This window comes from Terriglobia bacterium, from assembly GCA_020072815.1.
Lineage (GTDB): Bacteria > Acidobacteriota > Terriglobia > Terriglobales > Acidobacteriaceae > Angelobacter.
Map to the genome: position 1 here is coordinate 13,174 of JAIQGE010000021.1, position 17,416 is coordinate 30,589.

The 17,416-nt window shown below is 59.0% G+C and carries 13 protein-coding genes and 1 pseudogene; 4 read left to right on the top strand and 10 right to left on the bottom strand.

What is annotated here, in order from left to right:
- Window positions 1-20: 20 nt before the first annotated feature.
- From LAO20_20710 to mutS, 8 genes are all read right to left on the bottom strand, one after another.
- Window positions 21-818, bottom strand: a complete 798-nt coding sequence (locus tag LAO20_20710) for a TIGR00282 family metallophosphoesterase (protein ID MBZ5533858.1) — start codon at window positions 816-818, stop codon at window positions 21-23.
- Window positions 819-901: 83 nt separating this feature from the next.
- Complete coding sequence (locus LAO20_20715) at window positions 902-2,341, bottom strand: ABC transporter substrate-binding protein (protein ID MBZ5533859.1); 1,440 nt, start codon at window positions 2,339-2,341, stop codon at window positions 902-904.
- A gap of 277 nt (window positions 2,342-2,618) precedes the next feature.
- Window positions 2,619-3,764, bottom strand: coding sequence for an anhydro-N-acetylmuramic acid kinase (locus LAO20_20720; GenBank protein MBZ5533860.1), 1,146 nt, complete (start codon window positions 3,762-3,764; stop codon window positions 2,619-2,621).
- A complete protein-coding gene (gene nagZ / locus LAO20_20725; protein MBZ5533861.1) occupies window positions 3,761-4,897 on the bottom strand; it encodes a beta-N-acetylhexosaminidase in 1,137 nt (378 codons plus the stop codon). Before nagZ ends, LAO20_20720 begins: the two co-directional genes overlap by 4 nt.
- Before the next feature lie 283 nt (window positions 4,898-5,180).
- On the bottom strand, window positions 5,181-5,690 hold the full coding sequence (locus LAO20_20730) for a DinB family protein (protein MBZ5533862.1): 510 nt from the start codon (window positions 5,688-5,690) through the stop codon (window positions 5,181-5,183).
- Window positions 5,691-5,953: 263 nt separating this feature from the next.
- Window positions 5,954-7,471, bottom strand: coding sequence for a WD40 repeat domain-containing protein (locus LAO20_20735; protein MBZ5533863.1), 1,518 nt, complete (start codon window positions 7,469-7,471; stop codon window positions 5,954-5,956).
- Between the two features lie 134 nt (window positions 7,472-7,605).
- Entirely contained in the window at window positions 7,606-9,177 is a 1,572-nt protein-coding gene (locus tag LAO20_20740) for a radical SAM protein (GenBank protein MBZ5533864.1), read from the bottom strand.
- A gap of 212 nt (window positions 9,178-9,389) precedes the next feature.
- Complete coding sequence (gene mutS, locus LAO20_20745) at window positions 9,390-12,272, bottom strand: DNA mismatch repair protein MutS (protein MBZ5533865.1); 2,883 nt, start codon at window positions 12,270-12,272, stop codon at window positions 9,390-9,392.
- 196 nt (window positions 12,273-12,468) lie between these two features.
- Here mutS and LAO20_20750 point away from each other — a divergent pair, with 196 nt between their 5' ends.
- Together LAO20_20750 and LAO20_20755 are read left to right on the top strand one after the other, a co-directional pair.
- Window positions 12,469-12,699, top strand: coding sequence for a type II toxin-antitoxin system prevent-host-death family antitoxin (locus LAO20_20750; protein ID MBZ5533866.1), 231 nt, complete (start codon window positions 12,469-12,471; stop codon window positions 12,697-12,699).
- Window positions 12,700-12,705: 6 nt separating this feature from the next.
- Window positions 12,706-13,093: pseudogene (locus LAO20_20755) on the top strand (type II toxin-antitoxin system VapC family toxin).
- 32 nt (window positions 13,094-13,125) lie between these two features.
- Here the strand turns inward: LAO20_20755 and LAO20_20760 are convergent.
- Both LAO20_20760 and LAO20_20765 read right to left on the bottom strand, forming a co-directional pair.
- Window positions 13,126-13,974 (bottom strand): agmatinase family protein, encoded by an 849-nt coding sequence (locus LAO20_20760; GenBank protein MBZ5533867.1) that lies wholly within the window; start codon window positions 13,972-13,974, stop codon window positions 13,126-13,128.
- Window positions 13,975-14,005: 31 nt separating this feature from the next.
- Complete coding sequence (locus tag LAO20_20765; protein MBZ5533868.1) at window positions 14,006-15,142, bottom strand: hypothetical protein; 1,137 nt, start codon at window positions 15,140-15,142, stop codon at window positions 14,006-14,008.
- Between the two features lie 267 nt (window positions 15,143-15,409).
- Between LAO20_20765 and LAO20_20770 the strand changes: the two genes are divergently transcribed.
- Together LAO20_20770 and LAO20_20775 are read left to right on the top strand one after the other, a co-directional pair.
- The gene (locus LAO20_20770) at window positions 15,410-16,150 is read left to right on the top strand and encodes a DUF2071 domain-containing protein (GenBank protein ID MBZ5533869.1); all 741 of its coding nucleotides are present in this window, start codon (window positions 15,410-15,412) and stop codon (window positions 16,148-16,150) included.
- Window positions 16,151-16,444: 294 nt separating this feature from the next.
- Window positions 16,445-17,227: a slipin family protein gene (locus LAO20_20775; protein ID MBZ5533870.1), complete on the top strand. Its 783-nt coding sequence runs from the start codon at window positions 16,445-16,447 to the stop codon at window positions 17,225-17,227.
- Window positions 17,228-17,416: the final 189 nt, after the last annotated feature.

Genomic DNA, 17,416 nt, shown 5'->3' on the forward strand with positions numbered 1-17,416 from the left:
CTTGAAACTGGGAAGCTTTATTATTCGCCCAGCATCAGCCGCTGAATCGTCCGGGCGCGGCCGGTGCTTTCGTCGCAATCAATCAGCACCGCGCAGAATCGCGGGTCGCCTTTGGCTGCTTCGAATCGTCCGGGCAGTCCGAAAAGAAACCGCTGCAGGATCTGCTCTTTCTCCACGCCGATCACGCTGTCATACGGCCCGGTCATCCCCACGTCCGTCTGGTAGGCCGTGCCTTTGGGCAGCACGCGGTTGTCCGCCGTGGGGACATGAGTGTGCGTGCCCAGAACGGCGGTGACGCGCCCGTCGAGATACCAGCCCATGGCGATCTTTTCTGACGTGGCTTCCGCGTGAAAATCCACGATCACGATCTTCGCCGTGATTTGTTTGAGCAACGCATCCGCTTTGCGGAAAGGATCGTCATTGTCCGCCATGAAGACGCGGCCTTGCAGGTTGATCACCGCGTAGGCTTGCCCGTTGCGGGCGACGCCCTGATACCATCCCACTCCGGGAACACCTTCCGCATAGTTCGCCGGACGCAGCACGCGCCGCGCCTGGCTGTTGGGATTGCCGTTGGCGGAATTGAAATACTCAATGATCTCGCGCTTGTCCCAAACGTGGTTTCCCGTGGTCAGCACTTCACAGCCCAGGCCAAACAACTCTTCCGCGATCGACGGAGTCACGCCGAAGCCGCCCGCGGAGTTCTCCGCGTTGGCGATGATCAGCTCCACTTTGTTGGTTTCCACCACGTGCGCCAGGTGGTCATGGACGATTCTGCGGCCGGCATTCCCAAAAATGTCGCCGATAAAGAGGATCTGCATGAGTCTTTGATACTACCATCTCCGCCCTGCGCACCCGCCAGTTGCGAACGCAGGCAACGCCACGCTTCGCGGCCAGCCGGCTTTCAGCGCGACCACTCAACCTCGGTCAGAAAATCGTAATTGCCGGAAGGCTGCGGATGCACGTTGCGCACCCGCGTGGAATGCACCATCACGTTGTCCATGTACCAGAAATCAATGTAGGGAAGCTCCCGCGCCAGGATCTGCTGCACGTCGTGGTAAATCTGCTTGCGCCTGGCTTGGTCCACGGTCTTGCGGCCTTCGTCAATCAACTGGTCCACCTGCGGATTGGAATAGTAACCGCGGTTGGCGCGCTTGGGCGGGAAGCTGCCGGAATAGAAAACGTACTCGAAGATGTCCGGGTCCTGGTTGCTGCCACCCACCCAGCGCAGTGAATAAAGTTGGAACGAACCCTTGGTGATGTCGGAATAAAAGGTGCCAAACTCAAAGCTGCGAATGTCCAGGGCGATTCCCACTTCGCGCAACTGCTGCTGCAATACCGCAGCCAGAATCCGCGTGGTCTCTTCCGTGGACGTCTTCATCGTGAGATGAAAACGGACGCCGTCCGGGCCGTGGGGAAATCCGGCGGCGTCGAGCAGGGCATTGGCCTTTTCCGGAGAACGCGGATAATGGGCCACGTCACTGGAATACGCCCAGTGCTGCGGAGGAAGCACGCTGTCCGCCAGCCGCCCGTAACCGCCAAAGAGCGCCTGCAATATGATGTCGCGATCAATGGCGTAGGCCAGCGCCTGGCGTACGCGAACGTCTTTGAGAATGGGATCCCGCAAATTGAAGGCCAGATACACCAGTCCGGTCCCCGGTTCCCGCACCACCGCAAGGTTGCGTTCACGGCGCAGGGTGTTCACCAGGTCAGCAGTGAGCGAGTTAGGAGGCGTGAGATCAGCGCTCCCCTTTCGCAGTTCAAGCGCGCGCGTGGTGGTATCCAGCACCACGGCAAAGCGTACGCGGGCGACCTTGGCGGGCGTGGCCCAGTACGTGTCATTGCGCTCAAGAATTACCTCGCGGTCGGGCTCCTGGCTGACAAAGCGAAACGGCCCAGAACCAACCGGCTTGCTGGTGACCTCTTTGCCGCTGCCGTAAGGCACAATGCCGAACGCGCCGTCACTCAAGCTCCACAGCAGGGTCGCGTCGGGTTCGCTCAGGCGGATGATGAGCGTGGCATCGTCCGGCGCTTCCACCGCGGACACATGCCGGTACGCGGCAGCGCGCAGGCTGACCACCGTCTTGTTCAGCAGGGAGTCCAGCGTCCATTTCACGTCGCGTGAAGTCAGCGCCCGCCCATCGTGAAAATGGATCCCTTTGCGCAGATGAAAGACGTAGGTCTGCGGATCGGGCGTCTCCCACTTTTCCGCCACCCAAGGCCGCAGGACAAAGTGATCGTCTTTGCGGACGAGAGAATCAAAGATCAATCCGGCGATGCGTTCCGAGTAGGCGTCTGTCCCCACGCGTGGATCAAGGTTCGTCGGACTGTTCTCAATGATCATGACCAGCGTGTTGGGATCAGGATGGCCGGAGCAGGAGACGCACGGCGCGCTCACAGCGAAAAGCAAAAGTAATAACCACAAAGGACACGAGAGCGCATTCTTCCAAAGTCCCGAACCCGCGGGTTCGGCGGGTGAGGGATCCCTATCGCCTCCATGATCGCGGCTCCTGACTGTTTGACCGCAAGATTGCCGGGCCACATATGGATCTCTCCCCTTCGGCAAGCTCAGGGGCGAGATCTCAGAAAAAGACTTCCGTGCTCCTCTGTGTCCTCTGTGGTTAAACATAGGAGATCTTCCCCAGCACCCCTGCCCGCTTCGCTCCTGTTGCCGAAGGAATATTTCCCGGCTGGCGATGCCACGTCTGATATGCCAACACGGCGAAAGCCGCGGCCTCTTTGGCCTGGCTGGGGATCCCGAAGTCGTCCGTCGTCTTGAGCTTCAGGCCGAGAGCGCTGGCTTCTTCGGCCAGCATGCGCATCAGCGTGCGATTCTCCGTTCCTCCGCCGGAGACAATGTAGTCGCGGAAGCTGCCGCGCGGCAGGACAAATCTCTTGATCGCCTGCGCGATGGAGTGGGCAGTCAGCGCCGTGGCTGTGGCGGCGACGTCTTCTTTAGCGGCGCGGCCGCATCTGCGCAGAAACGCCCGGGCGTATTCGCGGCCAAACTCTTCGCGCCCTGCGGTCTTCGGTGGCCTCCGCGTGAAGTATGGGTTGCGCAGTGATTCTTCAAGCACCGCTTTAAGTATCTTCCCGCGCCCGGCGATTGCCCCGCCACGGTCAAACGGCTCGCCGAAGAGTGTCTGGGTGAGCTGGTCCATCAGCATGTTGCCGGGACCGGTATCAAAAGCCAGCACGTCTTCTGGAAGGGCGCCTGCGGGGATGGCCGTGAGGTTGGCGATGCCGCCAAGATTCTGCACGATCCTGCCTGCGCGGGCGTCGCGGAAAAGAGCATAGTCAAGAAAAGGAACCAGCGGCGCGCCTTTGCCGCCGGCGGCCATGTCGGCAGGGCGGAAGTCGGACACCACGGGCGCGCCTAGGCGGTGGGCGAGCACCGCTACTTCACCGGTCTGCCATGTGCAGGCGATCTTGCGTCCCAGATACGTCGCCGCTTCGCCCTGATGGTAGATGGTCTGGCCGTGGCAGCCGGCCAGATCAATGCGGCGAACCTTCAGGGCTTTTTGCGTGCGGCCCACCGCGTCAGCATAAAGCTCGCCGAGAAGAAAGTTGAGGCGCGAAAGTTCGGCAACGCTGATCTTGTCCGCATTCATGGCGCGAAGAATCGCCGAGCGCACCGGCGCAGGATACGCGAAGTGCCGGTGTCCCAGAAGCTTAAAGCGCAACTTGAAGCCTTGGCCGGAGAGGCGCACCAGCGCGACATCAATGCCGTCCGCCGACGTGCCGCTCATGATTCCGGCAACGATCAAGCAATGTTCTCCATGCCCTCGGAGGACGTTTGCCCGCCGGGGCCGCTGCCGCCCACAATGCGCGAAAACTCTTCCACAATGCGCCGCAGCTTCTGTACCACTTTGGCCTTGGGCTCGCGGGCAAAGCCGCGCAACTCCGCCGACCGCCTCTTCAGGCTCAGCACACGGCGCGCGGCCTGGGACACCTGCGCGGCGAATTTGCGGTCTTTTTCCGCGGCGCGCAGCACGGCTTCATAGCCGCGCCAGACCAGTTCCTGGTTGTGGCAGACCAGAAACATGTCGGCGCCGGCTCGCAGGGTTTCCACCGCCACTTCTTCAATCGTCCCGCCTTTCAGCACGCCGCCCATCTCCAGATCGTCCGAGATGATCAGGTTGCGGAAGCCGATCTTGTCGCGCAAGATGTCTTTCATCCATTTCTTTGACAGTGACGCAGGAACATTGTTCTTGGTGACCTGCGGATACGCCGCATGCGCGACCATGACGAACGGAATCTGGCTGCGCAGTTCGCGATAGGGAAGCAGGTCTTCCGCCCACAGTTTTTTCCAGGGCTTGGCGATGGAAGGCAGTTCGTGGTGGGTGTCCAGGTTGGCTTCACCCAGGCCGGGAAAATGTTTGCCGCAGCCCAGGACTTTGCCTGCCTTGAGGCCCTTGAGGCACTCGCGCGCGTAAGCGATGACCTGCTTGGGATCGGACGAAGCGGTGCGCGACGTGAGCACGCTGCGCGAAACCGCGAAGCCGAGGTCGAAAACCGGCGTGAAGTCGGTGTTGAAGCCCAGAGCGCGGGCCTCCAAACCAAGAATGTTGCCGTGCATGCGCCACAATTTCTTGTCGCCGGTGGCGAACACCTGTTCCACCGACGGCGCGGGAGCAAACACCTTCTTCAGGCGGTCCACCGTGCCGCCTTCCAGGTCCACGCAGAGAAACATGGGGACGCGCGTGGTGGATTGCGAGTCGCGCAGCAGCTTCCAGGTTTGGCTGGCGCTCTCAATGTTGCGGGCAAAAAGAATGACGCCGCCGGGCTGGATCGTGGACAGCATGGTGCGCAACTGCGAATCCATCTCCAGGCCGTCATAACCCATGATGAGGAGCTGGCCAATCTGCCGGCGCAAGTCCAATGTCGTTTTCTTAGCCATCGCCTCCGATTATACGAAGTCCTTGGGAATTGCCAGAATTGCCAAGATTGCCAACATTGACAAATGGGCGCAAGCTGGAAGCTCGCAGCACAAATCCATTACCTCCATCTTTCCTTGGGGAAATGCGCGGCTTGACTGCCGAGTCTTCCTCAGCGCGAATTCTGCCAATCATCAATTTTTGGCAATCTTGGCAATCCTGGCAATGGGCACGGGGGAGGGGGCGCAGCCAGTCCCGAGGCGTGATTCGTCGGGGTTCTTGACTGCGCCCTTTTGGCAGGAGAGCTTACATTCCTTGCTCATCGGCGGAAGGTCCGTAAATCGCGGGGACAGGAATATTATTCAGGCGCAAATAAACGCCCAGTTGCGCGCGATGGTGCACGTTATGGTTCAGAACCCACGTGCGCAAGCAGGCGATCTTGGGCATGGTGAACAGCACCTGGCCGTTGTTGAGCAGCGACCACGGCTTGCTCAGCTCTTGGTCGCTGACACCGGCCAGCGCCGCGCGGGCTTCAGCCACATGTTTATCGAATCGCTCCAAAAGTTCCTTGGTGGACGCGGGCGCCGGAGGCGGCTGCATGGCCTTGCCGCCAGGGGCCAGATCAATGGAATCCTGGGAGATGGTGTAGGTGGTCCAGGAAGGGATTTCTGAAAGATGCCCGGCCAGCCACAGCATGGTGCCGGATTTTTCATGGGGTTTCCAGCCGAACTTGGCTTCCGGAACGCGCTCCAGCGTGCGGCGGGTGCCGGCCATTTCCTGGTCAAATTCCGGTAACAGCGATTGGCTAAGCGACATGGCGGGTGGTTCCTCCAAGGGTCGTTTCACTGGCAGGGAGGAATGTAACCGAATAAAAAGCGAAAGTCAAGGGCCGAGAAGAAAAATTTCACAAAAACGCGGAGACAGGGAGGGACAGTGGCGGAGGGCGCCGAAGGTGGGTGCCGAGGGCGAGTGTCGCCTGGTTCCCAGCAAGGCCCGTTCGTTTCCGGGTCGAATGCGCTCGTGTTCGTTTGGGTTGCGGCTTCGTCGCCCCGCCTTGCCCGCCTCCGCCTGCCCAGGCCCTAATGTAACGGCAGGGTGACGCGGAGAAGCTTCTGCTCATCGCGGGCGATGAACGAGGCTGTTTCGGGCTCAGTGGTGAAGCTCAGGCTCCAGTACACCACGTGGCCATAGGCTTTGCTTTCTTGTCCGTCAATCCTCACACGGGCGTGATTACCATCAATGCCGTGGATCTCGTATCCGTAGTGTTTGAAGTCCTTGCTGAATCTAAGACCGTTCATGCCCAACACGTCGTATTCCGGGCCGGGCTGGCCATCCACGACCAGGCGTCGCAGGGCGCGATTGGTGCTGCGGTTCATGAAAAGCTTGCCACCCCGCACGATTTCGTAAGCCAAGTGGTGGTCGGGCTCGTTGGTCACGTAGATCCACTGCACAAAGCTGACGACGCGTTTGCCCGGAAATTTTGCCCCCGGCTTGTTGTCGCGCACCTCCACAAAGTCCTCGCCCTGCTGGCCGACATACGCGAAGTGCCGTCCGTCCGCGGAGAAAATAATCGGACTCACGATGTCATCAAAGGCCGGCCCTGGCTGGTTCCCGACGAAGACCACAACGTCGCCGGCCGCCCGGCGCGCGGCGTACACCAGCTTGCCTTCAGGATCAAATACCGGATTTGAGAGCCCGTGGAATTCGGGAACGAAGTCCAGCGCGCCGGTGACCATCTGTCCTTCGAAAAACCCCTTGCCTTCAAAGGTGGCGTCCTGCGCATGGCCGTCGAGTACCACGGTGCCGCGCGGCTTGGCCTTCCAGCCGGATTTTACGATGGCGCCGGCATAAGCGTAATGCTTTCCGTCCGGTGAAAAAGCAATGTCGCTCACCACGGCAAAGCCCGGACCGGTTGCGCCGTCCACCACATACATCCACTCCAGATCATGAAATCTGGGCAAATGAGGGGAAGTGGCCACATAGAAACGGCTGCCGCCGGGGTTGAAGCCCCAGTGTCTGTAGTCAAAAGTGTCCATCTCCGGCCCGGTTTCTTTTCCGTCCACCAGGGCCACCCATTTCTTTCCATGTTTGCCCAAGTAGGCCAGATGTTTGCCGTCGCTTGAATACTGGGGAAGAGAAATTTCTTCGTACTCCGGTCCGCGAGCGGCGCCATCCACAAACAGGCGGCATTTCTTTCCACGGCAGGCGCAGTAGGCAAATGAGCTTCCGTTGGGCTGCCATTTAAAAACCGACACCACAGAGGACTCTTCTGAATACTCTTTGGCATCGTAGATGAGCACCCACTTGGTATCGCGCTTGGCAATGAAGGCCAGGTGGGCTTCGTCAGGCGAGAACTCCAGATGCCTGACTTCATCGTAAGCGTCCCCCTGCTGCTTGCCGTCAAGGCGCACGATGGTCCGGTCGTCACGTTTTTCCGCCCATGCAAGATGGTGAGCGGAGTCGGTGATCTGGACGAGTTCCGCGCCCGCCGGAAGCTCGGCGATGAGTTCTTCATGAAAACTAGGAGGGGCGCTCTGGGCCCCGCAAGACAAAACTACGCAGCAAGAAAACAAAAAGCAGGCAATTGTCAGTCGCATAAAACCAGCTTTCCCCGGACAATAGTGCACAAAATGCCAAAAACGTTACAAAGTATTTTTACCCGGGCGGCTGAAGAAACTGTGCAACCAATGAAAGCAGTGGACCTATGGCTCTGGGCGGACCCAGATGATTTCTAGTCCACAGTAGCCGCTGTTATCGGGACCAATTGTTTCGCATCCGGAGAAATGCGGCCCTTGGGGCCGAATACTTTGGTTGATTGTCTCCACTCATCAAGAACGCGGCCCTCAGAATCAGTGACTCTCCAGGGCTCCAGGATGAGCCGCCGTTCTTCTTCAAATTCGAAATCGCCCGACTCAAAAGGGATGCTGGACGCTTCCGGTGGAGGAGCATCGGTGCCGGCGAGGTAGGTACGAGGCTGCAACGCGCCGGCCATGTAAGTGCGTTTGGCTTCTGCCTTCTCCCGAGTCGGGCCCTGAATGATGAGATCCACCAATCCAGTCAGCAAATGACCATGCGACAGGAACTTGGGCAGATCATCAGCCAGCTTTCGTAGCCTGCCCACGGGGGAATAGACCTTCTGGAGGAGCCACCGGTAAGCAGCGACAAAGTCATCCGCGTTCTCGCGCACGGGCCGGGTCACCAGCGTGTATCCGGTGAAGTCCCGCAGCAGCGCATTGGGCATCAGGGCCGGAGTTTCCTGCGCGGCCAGCCGATGGAAATGAGGGGTACCAGGAATAGGGGACTCAAAGCAGATAAAACTGGGAACGTGCAAGCCGCACTCATGCAAGGATTGAGGCACGGACTGTATGTACTTCCAGTCGTCCACCATGGGATTGAGCATGAGCCCGGATTCCACCAGGATCCCATGCTTGTGGCACTCGTCCATAACCATCTTGGTCTTATCGAGCGCGTTTTGAAATTTATTCATATCGGCAATGGCTTCAGGGTTGAAGCTTTCCAGACCCATGAACAAAAACCTGCATCCGGAGCGCGAAAGCATCTTGACTATTTGCAGGTTGCTAATGGCGTTAAAGGTTATGGCCGATCCCCAGGAGATCTTCAAGGGCTCGAGTGCGGCGCACAACTCTTGCAAGTAGGAAAGGTTTCCACCGATGTTGTTGTCATTGAAGGCAGCCATCTTCAGCTTGTAATTGGGAACTAACCCTCGCAGAACGCGCTGGGCTTGCCGAATGTCGCGCACTACAGTGTCCGTTGGCCGGACCTGATGCCTGGTTCCAATGCCGGTCAAGGCGCAGAACTCGCACATGAAAGGACAACCGCGAGTCACTTCCAGTGAAATCGGCAGAAGTTGCTGCTGGGCGGCAAGTTCAAACCGAGGAGCCGGGAGGCGCGCCGGATCGTACGGTGAACCCAGGTAAACCGGCTGCAGTTCGCCCTTGGAAAAATCTTCATAGATGCGCGGAACTGCGCTCTCAGGATCGCCAATCACAATGGCATCAAAGTAAGGACGGCAAAGATTCGAATACGTGCTGGCCAGAGTACCACCCAGCACGGTCTTCGCTCCCCGCCTTCTCCAGTAATGGGAGATCTGCCGGGCTCGGTCAAAGTCCGCATGAAGACAGGAAATAAACAAGAGATCGTAGTCTTTTTGCCAATCGGGATCTCGCCAAGTGTCATTCACTACTTCCACGTCCTCATGCGGGGGAAGAAGCGAGGCAATCAGTGGCCCGATTTGCGGTTGAAGAGCCCCGCGATGGTGGGCCCCGCGCCTGTGAAAATCCACAAAAACTGAAATGATTCCTACGCGCACCGGTCTATCCTTGGAATCGTGCAGAGACCTTGAGTGAAACTGGAGACTAGCTTGTTTATAGTTGGGAACGGTAACAGATAAGCCCTGGAAGCTCAAGGAATAAAGCGGACCTAGGTGTGGCCGTATAGAAGTCCAACAGTGATTAGGGAATACTTAGAATCTATATTAATGGTTTGCACTATGTTTCATACTTGTTTCTTTAGCTCATTCAGCAGATTCAGCGCGTCCAGCGGCGTCAGGTTGTTCAGGTCGGCCTCTTTCAGGCGGTCCACAATCTTCTGCGAGAGCGGCGTAAACATGGTCAACTGCATCTGCGGTTCGGCGTCACGCGTGCCCGGAGCCAGGTGCTCCGTAGCTTGGTGTTCAGCGTTTTCGTGTTCGTGCAGCACTTCGCGCGCCCGGCGAATCACCTCCGGCGGCAAGCCGGCCAGCTTGGCTACTTCGATCCCGTAACTTCGATCGGCCGCGCCCGGCTCCACTTTGCGCAAGAAGACAATCCCGCCGCCCGTCTCTTTCACTGAGACATGGAAGTTCTTCACGCCGGGAAGCCTGTCAAGCTCGGTCAGCTCGTGATAGTGCGTGGCAAACAGCGTCTTGGCCCGGCTGGTGGAGTGAATGTATTCGATCACCGCCCAGGCAATCGCCAACCCATCATAGGTAGAAGTCCCGCGGCCGATTTCGTCCAGCAGGATCAATGACCGCGCGGTGGCCGTATTGAGGATGGCGGCGGTCTCGGTCATTTCCACCATGAATGTCGAGCGTCCGCGGGCCAGATTGTCACTGGCGCCGATGCGGGTGAAGATGCGGTCTGTAACCGGCAGGCGCGCCGATCGCGCCGGAACAAAGCTGCCCATCTGCGCCATAAGAACAATGAGCGCCGTCTGCCGCAGATACGTGGACTTGCCGCCCATGTTGGGTCCGGTGATGAGCAAAATACCGTGCGTGGTCGCGTTGAGATAAAGATCATTGGGGACAAAGCGGTCACTCACGCCGGAGATGTCCAGCTGCTCCAGCACGGGATGGCGGCCGTCAATAATTTCCAGGGCGTTGGCATCGGCGGCAGAAGGGGATCGGGTGGACGATGGTCCAGCGGTAGTTGGCTCAGAGACAGCAAACTGCGGCCGGCAATATCCGCGATTCTGCGCGATGTACGCCAGCGACGCCAGCACATCCACTTCCGCCACGGCCAAAGAAGTCTGCCGGATGCGCTTAGCTTCGGCGGCGATCGCCGTCCGTAACTCAGCAAACAGCCGCCGCTCAATCTCCACAATCTTTTCCTGCGCGTCCAGGACCTTGGCTTCGTACTCTTTCAGCTCCGGCGTGGTGAAGCGCTCGGCGTTCACCAGCGTCTGCTTGCGTTCGTAATCGGGCGGCGCGTGATGCAGGTTGGCTTTGCTGATCTCAATGTAATAGCCGAAAACCGAGTTGAACTTGACCTTGAGCGAGCCGATCCCGGTGCGCTTGCGTTCGCGCTCTTCAATCTGCGCGATGTACTGCTTGCTGTTGCGGCTGAGATTGCGCAGCTCGTCCAGCTCCGCGTCCAGGCCGGGCTGGATCACGCCGCCATCGGCCAGAGTGAGCGGCGGCTCGGGAACAATGGTTTTTTCGATGCGCTCGCGCAGATCAGCCAACTCGTCCAGTAGGGAATGGAGTTCAGTGAACCGGGCAGACGACAAACCAGTTTCATTCACACCCTTCTCTCCGGAGAGTGTGACGTTCAACCGCCCCAGCGCCGCCCGCACCAGCGGTATGCGATTCAGGCTGGCGCATAAGGCGAGCACGTCGCGCGGGTTGGCGGTCTCCAGGGTCACGCGGCTCAGCAGACGCTCAACGTCCAGCACGCCTTCCAGCGCACGCCGTAATTCTTCGCGGGCGATGAAGTCCTTCACCCCAGCTTCCACCGCGTCCAACCTGTGGCCGATTTCCACCACGTTGATGGACGGCCGCAGCATCCACGAGCGCAGCAGGCGCTTGCCCATGGGCGTGAGCGTGGCATCCAGCGCGCGGAAGAGCGTAACTTCCGTCCCGGTGTTGGCGAACAGCGGCTCCACCAGTTCCAAATTGCGGACGGTGACCGCGTCCAGCACCAGGTATTCCTGGCGGTCGTAAAAACCGATGCGGTCCACGTGTTGCAGCGTGCCCTTCTGCGTGGAGCGCACGTAATGCAGGATGGCCCCGGCCGCGGTGGCGGCTGCGGGCTTGCCTTCCAGGCCAAAGCCTTCCAGCGACAACACGCCGAACTGGTTCTCCACCAGCGGGATGGCGTAGTCGGGCGAGAAGACCCAGTCGTCCAGCGGCGTTTCGGTGAAGCGGACCCGTTCGGCGTTCGCGCGGGAGGAATCAGCCAGCCTGCCAAGGTCGCCGGTGCGAGGAAGGGCGGACGGCGTGGAAGTTTGTTCGGCGGCTGGCGACGCGGCAACGCTGCCACTCTCAGATGCGCCTTCATGCAAAGGAACTTCTGCTGGCGCTCCCGCGCTGGCGTTATTCAATGGCGCGCGATCAAACAGCGGCAATCCCCTTGGATACAAGACTTCACGCGGGCGCAGTTGCTGCAACTCTTCCAGAATACGGCGTTCGGCGTCCGGGCCGCGAAATTCCGTGGCGCGAAATTCTCCTGTGGAAAGATCCAGTGCCGCCAAGCCCACTGCCCCGCCGCTTCCCGGAGAAGTCGCCCGCGCCAGCGCCGCCAGAAAGTTGTTGTCTTCCGCTCCCACGCTGGAATCAATCGCCGTCCCCGGCGTGAGCACGCGCGTCACTTCGCGCCGTACCAGCTTCTTCGCCAGCCGGGGATCTTCCATCTGCTCGCAGATGGCCACCTTGAATCCCTTGCGCAGCAGCTTCGACAAATAGCCTTCCGCAGCGTGATACGGCACGCCGCACATGGGGATGGCCTGGTCCTTTTCTTTGTTGCGCGAAGTGAGCGTGATCTGCAGCTCTTTGGCTGCCACCACAGCGTCTTCAAAGAAGAGTTCGTAGAAATCGCCGAGGCGGAAGAAGACCAGAGCGTTGGGATGCTGCTTCTTAATGGCGGCATATTGCCGCATCAGCGGAGTGGAGGGCTCGGTCATGGCCTAGTGAATGGATTATAGAGCGTCTTTTGCAGGGGAGATAAATTCCACCACGGAGGCACGGAGACACGGAGGAAAGCAAGGGTCGCCAGGATATAGAAAGGGATCTTCCGCAGGCTTGTTGGTTTGCCACCAGGCCAGATCGCTCTATTGTCAAAGGGGCGTTAATTAGCTAATATACATTAGCTAATAGCTTATGAAGACTTTCACCATTCACCAAGCCAAAACCAACCTGTCCAAGCTCATCGAAAAGGCGTGCCAGGGTGAGGAGATCGTGATCGCACGCGGTCCGGAGCCGGTGGTCCGTCTGGTCCCGATTGCCGACACCAAAGGCCGCCGCCAGCCGGGAGCATTGCGCGGCAGATTGCGCGTGGGGCCGGAGTTCTTTGAGCCGCTGCCGGCAGAAGAGCTGGCTGGCTGGGAGTAGGCCGACATGCGTTTGCTGCTGGACACCCACGCCCTTCTCTGGTGGTTGAGCGACGACCCGGCGCTGTCTGCACCGGCGCGGAAATTGATTGCGCGTGCCAACAATACGGTCCTGGTGAGCGCGGCCTCCGCCTGGGAGATTGCCACCAAAATTCCGTTTGGGAAAACTGCCAGACGCGGCTGACTTGGTGGCAGACTTCCCAGGTTACCTGGCGCGGGAACGGTTTGAGAGCTTGCCCATTTTGTCGGAACACGCCGTACGGGCAGGCTTGCTGCCCGGGCCGCACAAAGATCCGTTTGACCGGATGCTGATCGCCCAGGCCCAAGCCGAAGGCGTACCTGTGATCAGCAACGACGTCGCATTGGATGGCTACAGCGTACGCCGCCTCTGGTGAGCATCGAGTAAAGCTAAGACATCCAGGCAGCATCAGGGCCAGTCGGTAAATGCCTTCCCCCTCCGCACCATCGCCGCGGCAATTTCCTTGAGCAGCTTGGCCGCGACCATGGCCGTCTGATCGTGGAAGTCGCGCGTCGGGTTGTATTCCACAATGTCGGCGCCGACGATAGGCACACGCAGGCTTTGGATCATCGTCAGCGCGTCGCGGACGGACATCCCACCCGGCTCGTAGTGCGACACGCCGGGAGCAAACGCTGGATCAAGCACGTCAAGATCAAAGGAAATGTAAAGCGGGCCTGCAAGATTCCATGGCGCAAAGCGGTGCAGCTCACGCATGGTGATCACTTCCGCGCCGAACCTCTTTGCCTGCTCGGCCTGATGGCCGTTGATGGTGCGAATCCCTACTTGCACCAGCCGCCGCGCCAGTTTTTCTTCCATGATGCGCGCGAAAGGACACGCGTGCGAGAGATGGTTGCCGCCGAGCTGGTCATACAGGTCTGGATGAGCGTCAAAATGCAAAATCGTCAGGTCAGGCCAGCGCGGGCGGAAGCCTTTCACAATGGGATAGGTGATGGAATGGTCGCCACCCAGGCAGATCAGCGGATGACCCAGGCCCAGAGTCCGCCATACGCCGGCTTCAATCGCGGCGAACGCGGGGATGGGATTTTCCGGAAGCTCCAGGTCGCCGGCATCGTTGAATGAATTGGGTCTGCCCAGATCCAAGCCGTCTTCCGTCCACAGATTGGTGGAGTCCGAGTAAAGCGCCGCGCGAATCAACTTTGGCGCCTGCGCCGGCCCGCGCAGAAAACTGGAGTTGGCGTCAAAGGGAATGCCCAGCAGGGAAATGGTTTCCTGAGCGGGATGGGCATCGGCGGCCATTAGCGTGCGGTTGCAAGGACGAAAACTATTTTTACTGGGCTTTTGTCGGGCGAAAGTCTCTGATGGTCAAGACACAGAAGGGATCGCCCACAGGAACAGGAAAAGGCGGCGTCCTTGGCTTCTTGAGGTGGGCCTCAGTAAAGCTAAGACGAAGACCTTCGGACGGCTGCTTCGGAATATCTTCCAGCTTCGCCGCGGGCACAAAACCGTTGTTGCGCCACAGGAACAGCTGGACAAAATTATCAAATGTGTCTTCTCCGTCCTTTTCGCTGCCCACCTTGAATAGTTTAAATTCGGGCCAGCTTCGGCGGTAAAACTCCTCGACTTCCGCTATAGTCATGGGAAGAACGTATTGATAGATGCGCAGCTCAGGGTAGTCCTTCCATCGGCCCTCAACAGCGCTTTGCACGGTATCTTCGGTTTCCTTGGGCAAGAAGGCTGCCTTGTCGGGCAAGGGGATCCGCTTGGCATCCATGAGCAGCAAGTACATGAGATGGGTGCCGGCGCCGACATCCCGCATCACTTCAATCGCTTCATCGCGCTGACGGTTGCGGGCCAGATAGTTTGCCAGTGTTTCCCGGTACAGGACGTTGCGGGGATCGAGTTCCACCGCCTTTCGGCCCGCCTGCACCGCCAGATTCAGGTCCACGTAGACCCAGGCCATAGTGTCGTTACGCCAGCCAAAATTGCGGATGCCATAAAGCCGCTCCTTCCAGTAATAAGCGGCGGCATTGTTGGGTTGCAACGCGACCACGCGATCACAATATCCTGCCGCGCGGTCCGCCTTCTCGCGCCGCGACTTTTCCGCCTCTCCTAAATCCTGGGCCATTTTGGATTTGCCGCTGAGAGCGACCGGGGTAAACATGATCTCTGCCCGGGTTAAGCGCGCGGCCAGCAACAGCGCTTCTACGTCATCCGGCTGGGAGGCCAGGTAGTCGCTCAATTGCTTGGTCGCTTCCAGGATGCCTTTCTGGAGCTGTTGCTCAGAAACAGAGATTGGTTTGGCTGCTTCAACTGCCTCCGCCATTTCGGCCAATTTCTGGATCTTTTCAAATGAGGGCTTCTTCGCCCCGCCCGCACTGCACCAGAGAGCCAGTTGGAGGGAAAGAACGCAGCCTGTAATGCCGCAGGCGCGTTTCATATAGGACCATTTTGGTAAGGTTTGCATAGTCGCCTCCTTTTGAGACGTTCGATGAGGCAGCCCGTGGAGACCCTAGGGCGTCTTGGGGGGATTCTTACCCAGGAATCATACTCCTATTCTTTAGGATGTCGTGCAGCAATCTCCTTGAAAACGCGGCCAGCAGAGGATTGTCGAGCGATGTCAGCACTCAGGGCGCAGATTGCGGCAGCGCCGGCAACGAGCGAGCTTGTAAATTGATTGACAGAGGTAGCGCGCTCATCTAATGTTGAACATGTTCATATAAAGATTTCAGCCATGAACGCCTCCCGCACCTTTCTCACCGCCGAATGGCGAATGGCCGCCATGCTCAACTATGAAGTTGACGCCGCCTTGCTGGAGAAGCTCGTTCCTTCGGGGACCGAGCTCGATCGCTGGCAGGGCAAGCTCTTCGTCAGCCTGGTGGGATTCCGGTTTCTGAATACCAAGGTACTGGGGATGGCGATTCCGTTCCATCGCAACTTTGACGAAGTGAATCTGCGTTTTTATGTCCGCCGGCGGGCGGGGGACGAAGTCCGGCGCGGCGTGGTGTTCATCCGCGAGATTGTTCCGCGATGGGCCATCGCCACCGTGGCGCGGGTGGTTTACAACGAGAACTACGTCGCCCTGCCCATGTGGCACCGCATCGACCCGCGCGAGGACGGCGGCGTCAACGCCGAGTATGGCTGGCGGACCAGCCAGGGCCGGAACCAAATCCACCTGAGAACGTCTGGCGCAGCCACGCTGCCGGAAGAAGGGTCGGAAGAACAGTTCATCACCGAGCATTATTGGGGCTACGCTGCGCAGCGTGACGGCGGCTGCGTGGAGTATCGCGTGGAGCATCCTTCCTGGCGAGTGTGGCGGGCGGCGAGCGTCCAATTTGAAGGCCACACCGAAGATCTCTACGGCCCCGAACTGGCGGCGGTGCTGAAACGCAGGCCGGCGTCGGCATTTCTGGCCGAAGGATCAGAAGTTACCGTGCGCAAGGGAAGCAGACTCATGAAAGATGACGGTGGTTAGCACGACCACCTCTACCGAAGGGTAGCTTCGTGCTTCAGGCATTCGACTGCCACGATCGGAACTGGTATAAACAACTCCGTCGGCAGAGCACGCGGCTAGTTTGAATCTCAAGCTGGTCTTGTTATCGCTCACCGATACTTGGTTCGACTCCAAGCTTTGACATGGGTGTAAACCATTACGTCCCGTGCGGCGGAGCCAGCCTTCGGGTAAACCGGGTTTCAGCCCTGTGGGTTCAGCCCCCCGTTGCAACCTGGTGGCTCTGCCGTGTGGGCTTATCGGGGAGGGTTCCGGCGCATGGTCGAATTTGTGGCAGTTCTGGCGGTGGCGGTCGTAACGCTGGCCCTGGCGATCAGGCTGTTTCCCTTCAAACGCATGATTGTTTACGAGTATCAGAAAGCGTTGAAATACTACAAAGGACGCTGTACCGGCACTTTGGGTCCAGGAAGCTATTGGTTCTTTCCCCGCTCCACCTCCATCGTGCCCGTCGACATGCGGCCGGAATTCGTGACGATCCAGGGGCAGGACGTTTTGAGCTCCGACGGGGTTACGCTGAAGATCAGCCTGGCTGCCGAGTTTGAGGTTGCAGACGCCAACCTGGCTGTCAACAAGAATGCGAACTATCGCACCAGCCTGTACCTGACGCTGCAACTGGCGTTGCGCGAAATCGTCGGCAAGGAAAAAATTGAGGCGGTGCTGGAAAACCGCAACGGGATTGGCGCTCAACTGATGGAGCTGACCTCAGGCAAAGCCTCAGACTACGGATTGAAGCTGATCAAGGCCGATGTGAAAGACATTATGTTCTCCGGTGATATGAAAAACGCGTTCTCTCAAGTAGTAAAAGCCCAGAAGGAAGGTCAAGCAGCGCTGGAGCGTGCGCGAGGAGAAACCGCCGCCCTGCGCAGCCTGGCAAATGCTGCCCGGACCATGGACGACAATCCAAATCTTCTTCAACTCCGCGCGCTCCAGACAATCTCTGAGTCTTCCGGCAATACGCTAGTGTTGGGCGTTCCTGATCAGTTTTCGGTCCCCAGACGTTCTGAGAAACGCGGGGGCGCTCAGGGCAAGAAGGAAGAATAAAGCCCCGTCCAAACCTGCAGCGGGCAGCTTGATTCTCTCTTACGAAAGCGCGTCTTTCGCGCCGGACGACTGTCGGATTTTCAACCCGCACAGGTGAACCACCCACGGTACAAGTCCTTCCGGTGTTTGTGTTCGCTCGACACAGGTGTGGGTCCTGTTTGGCCTGGTATCAAGACCTTCGCGAAACGA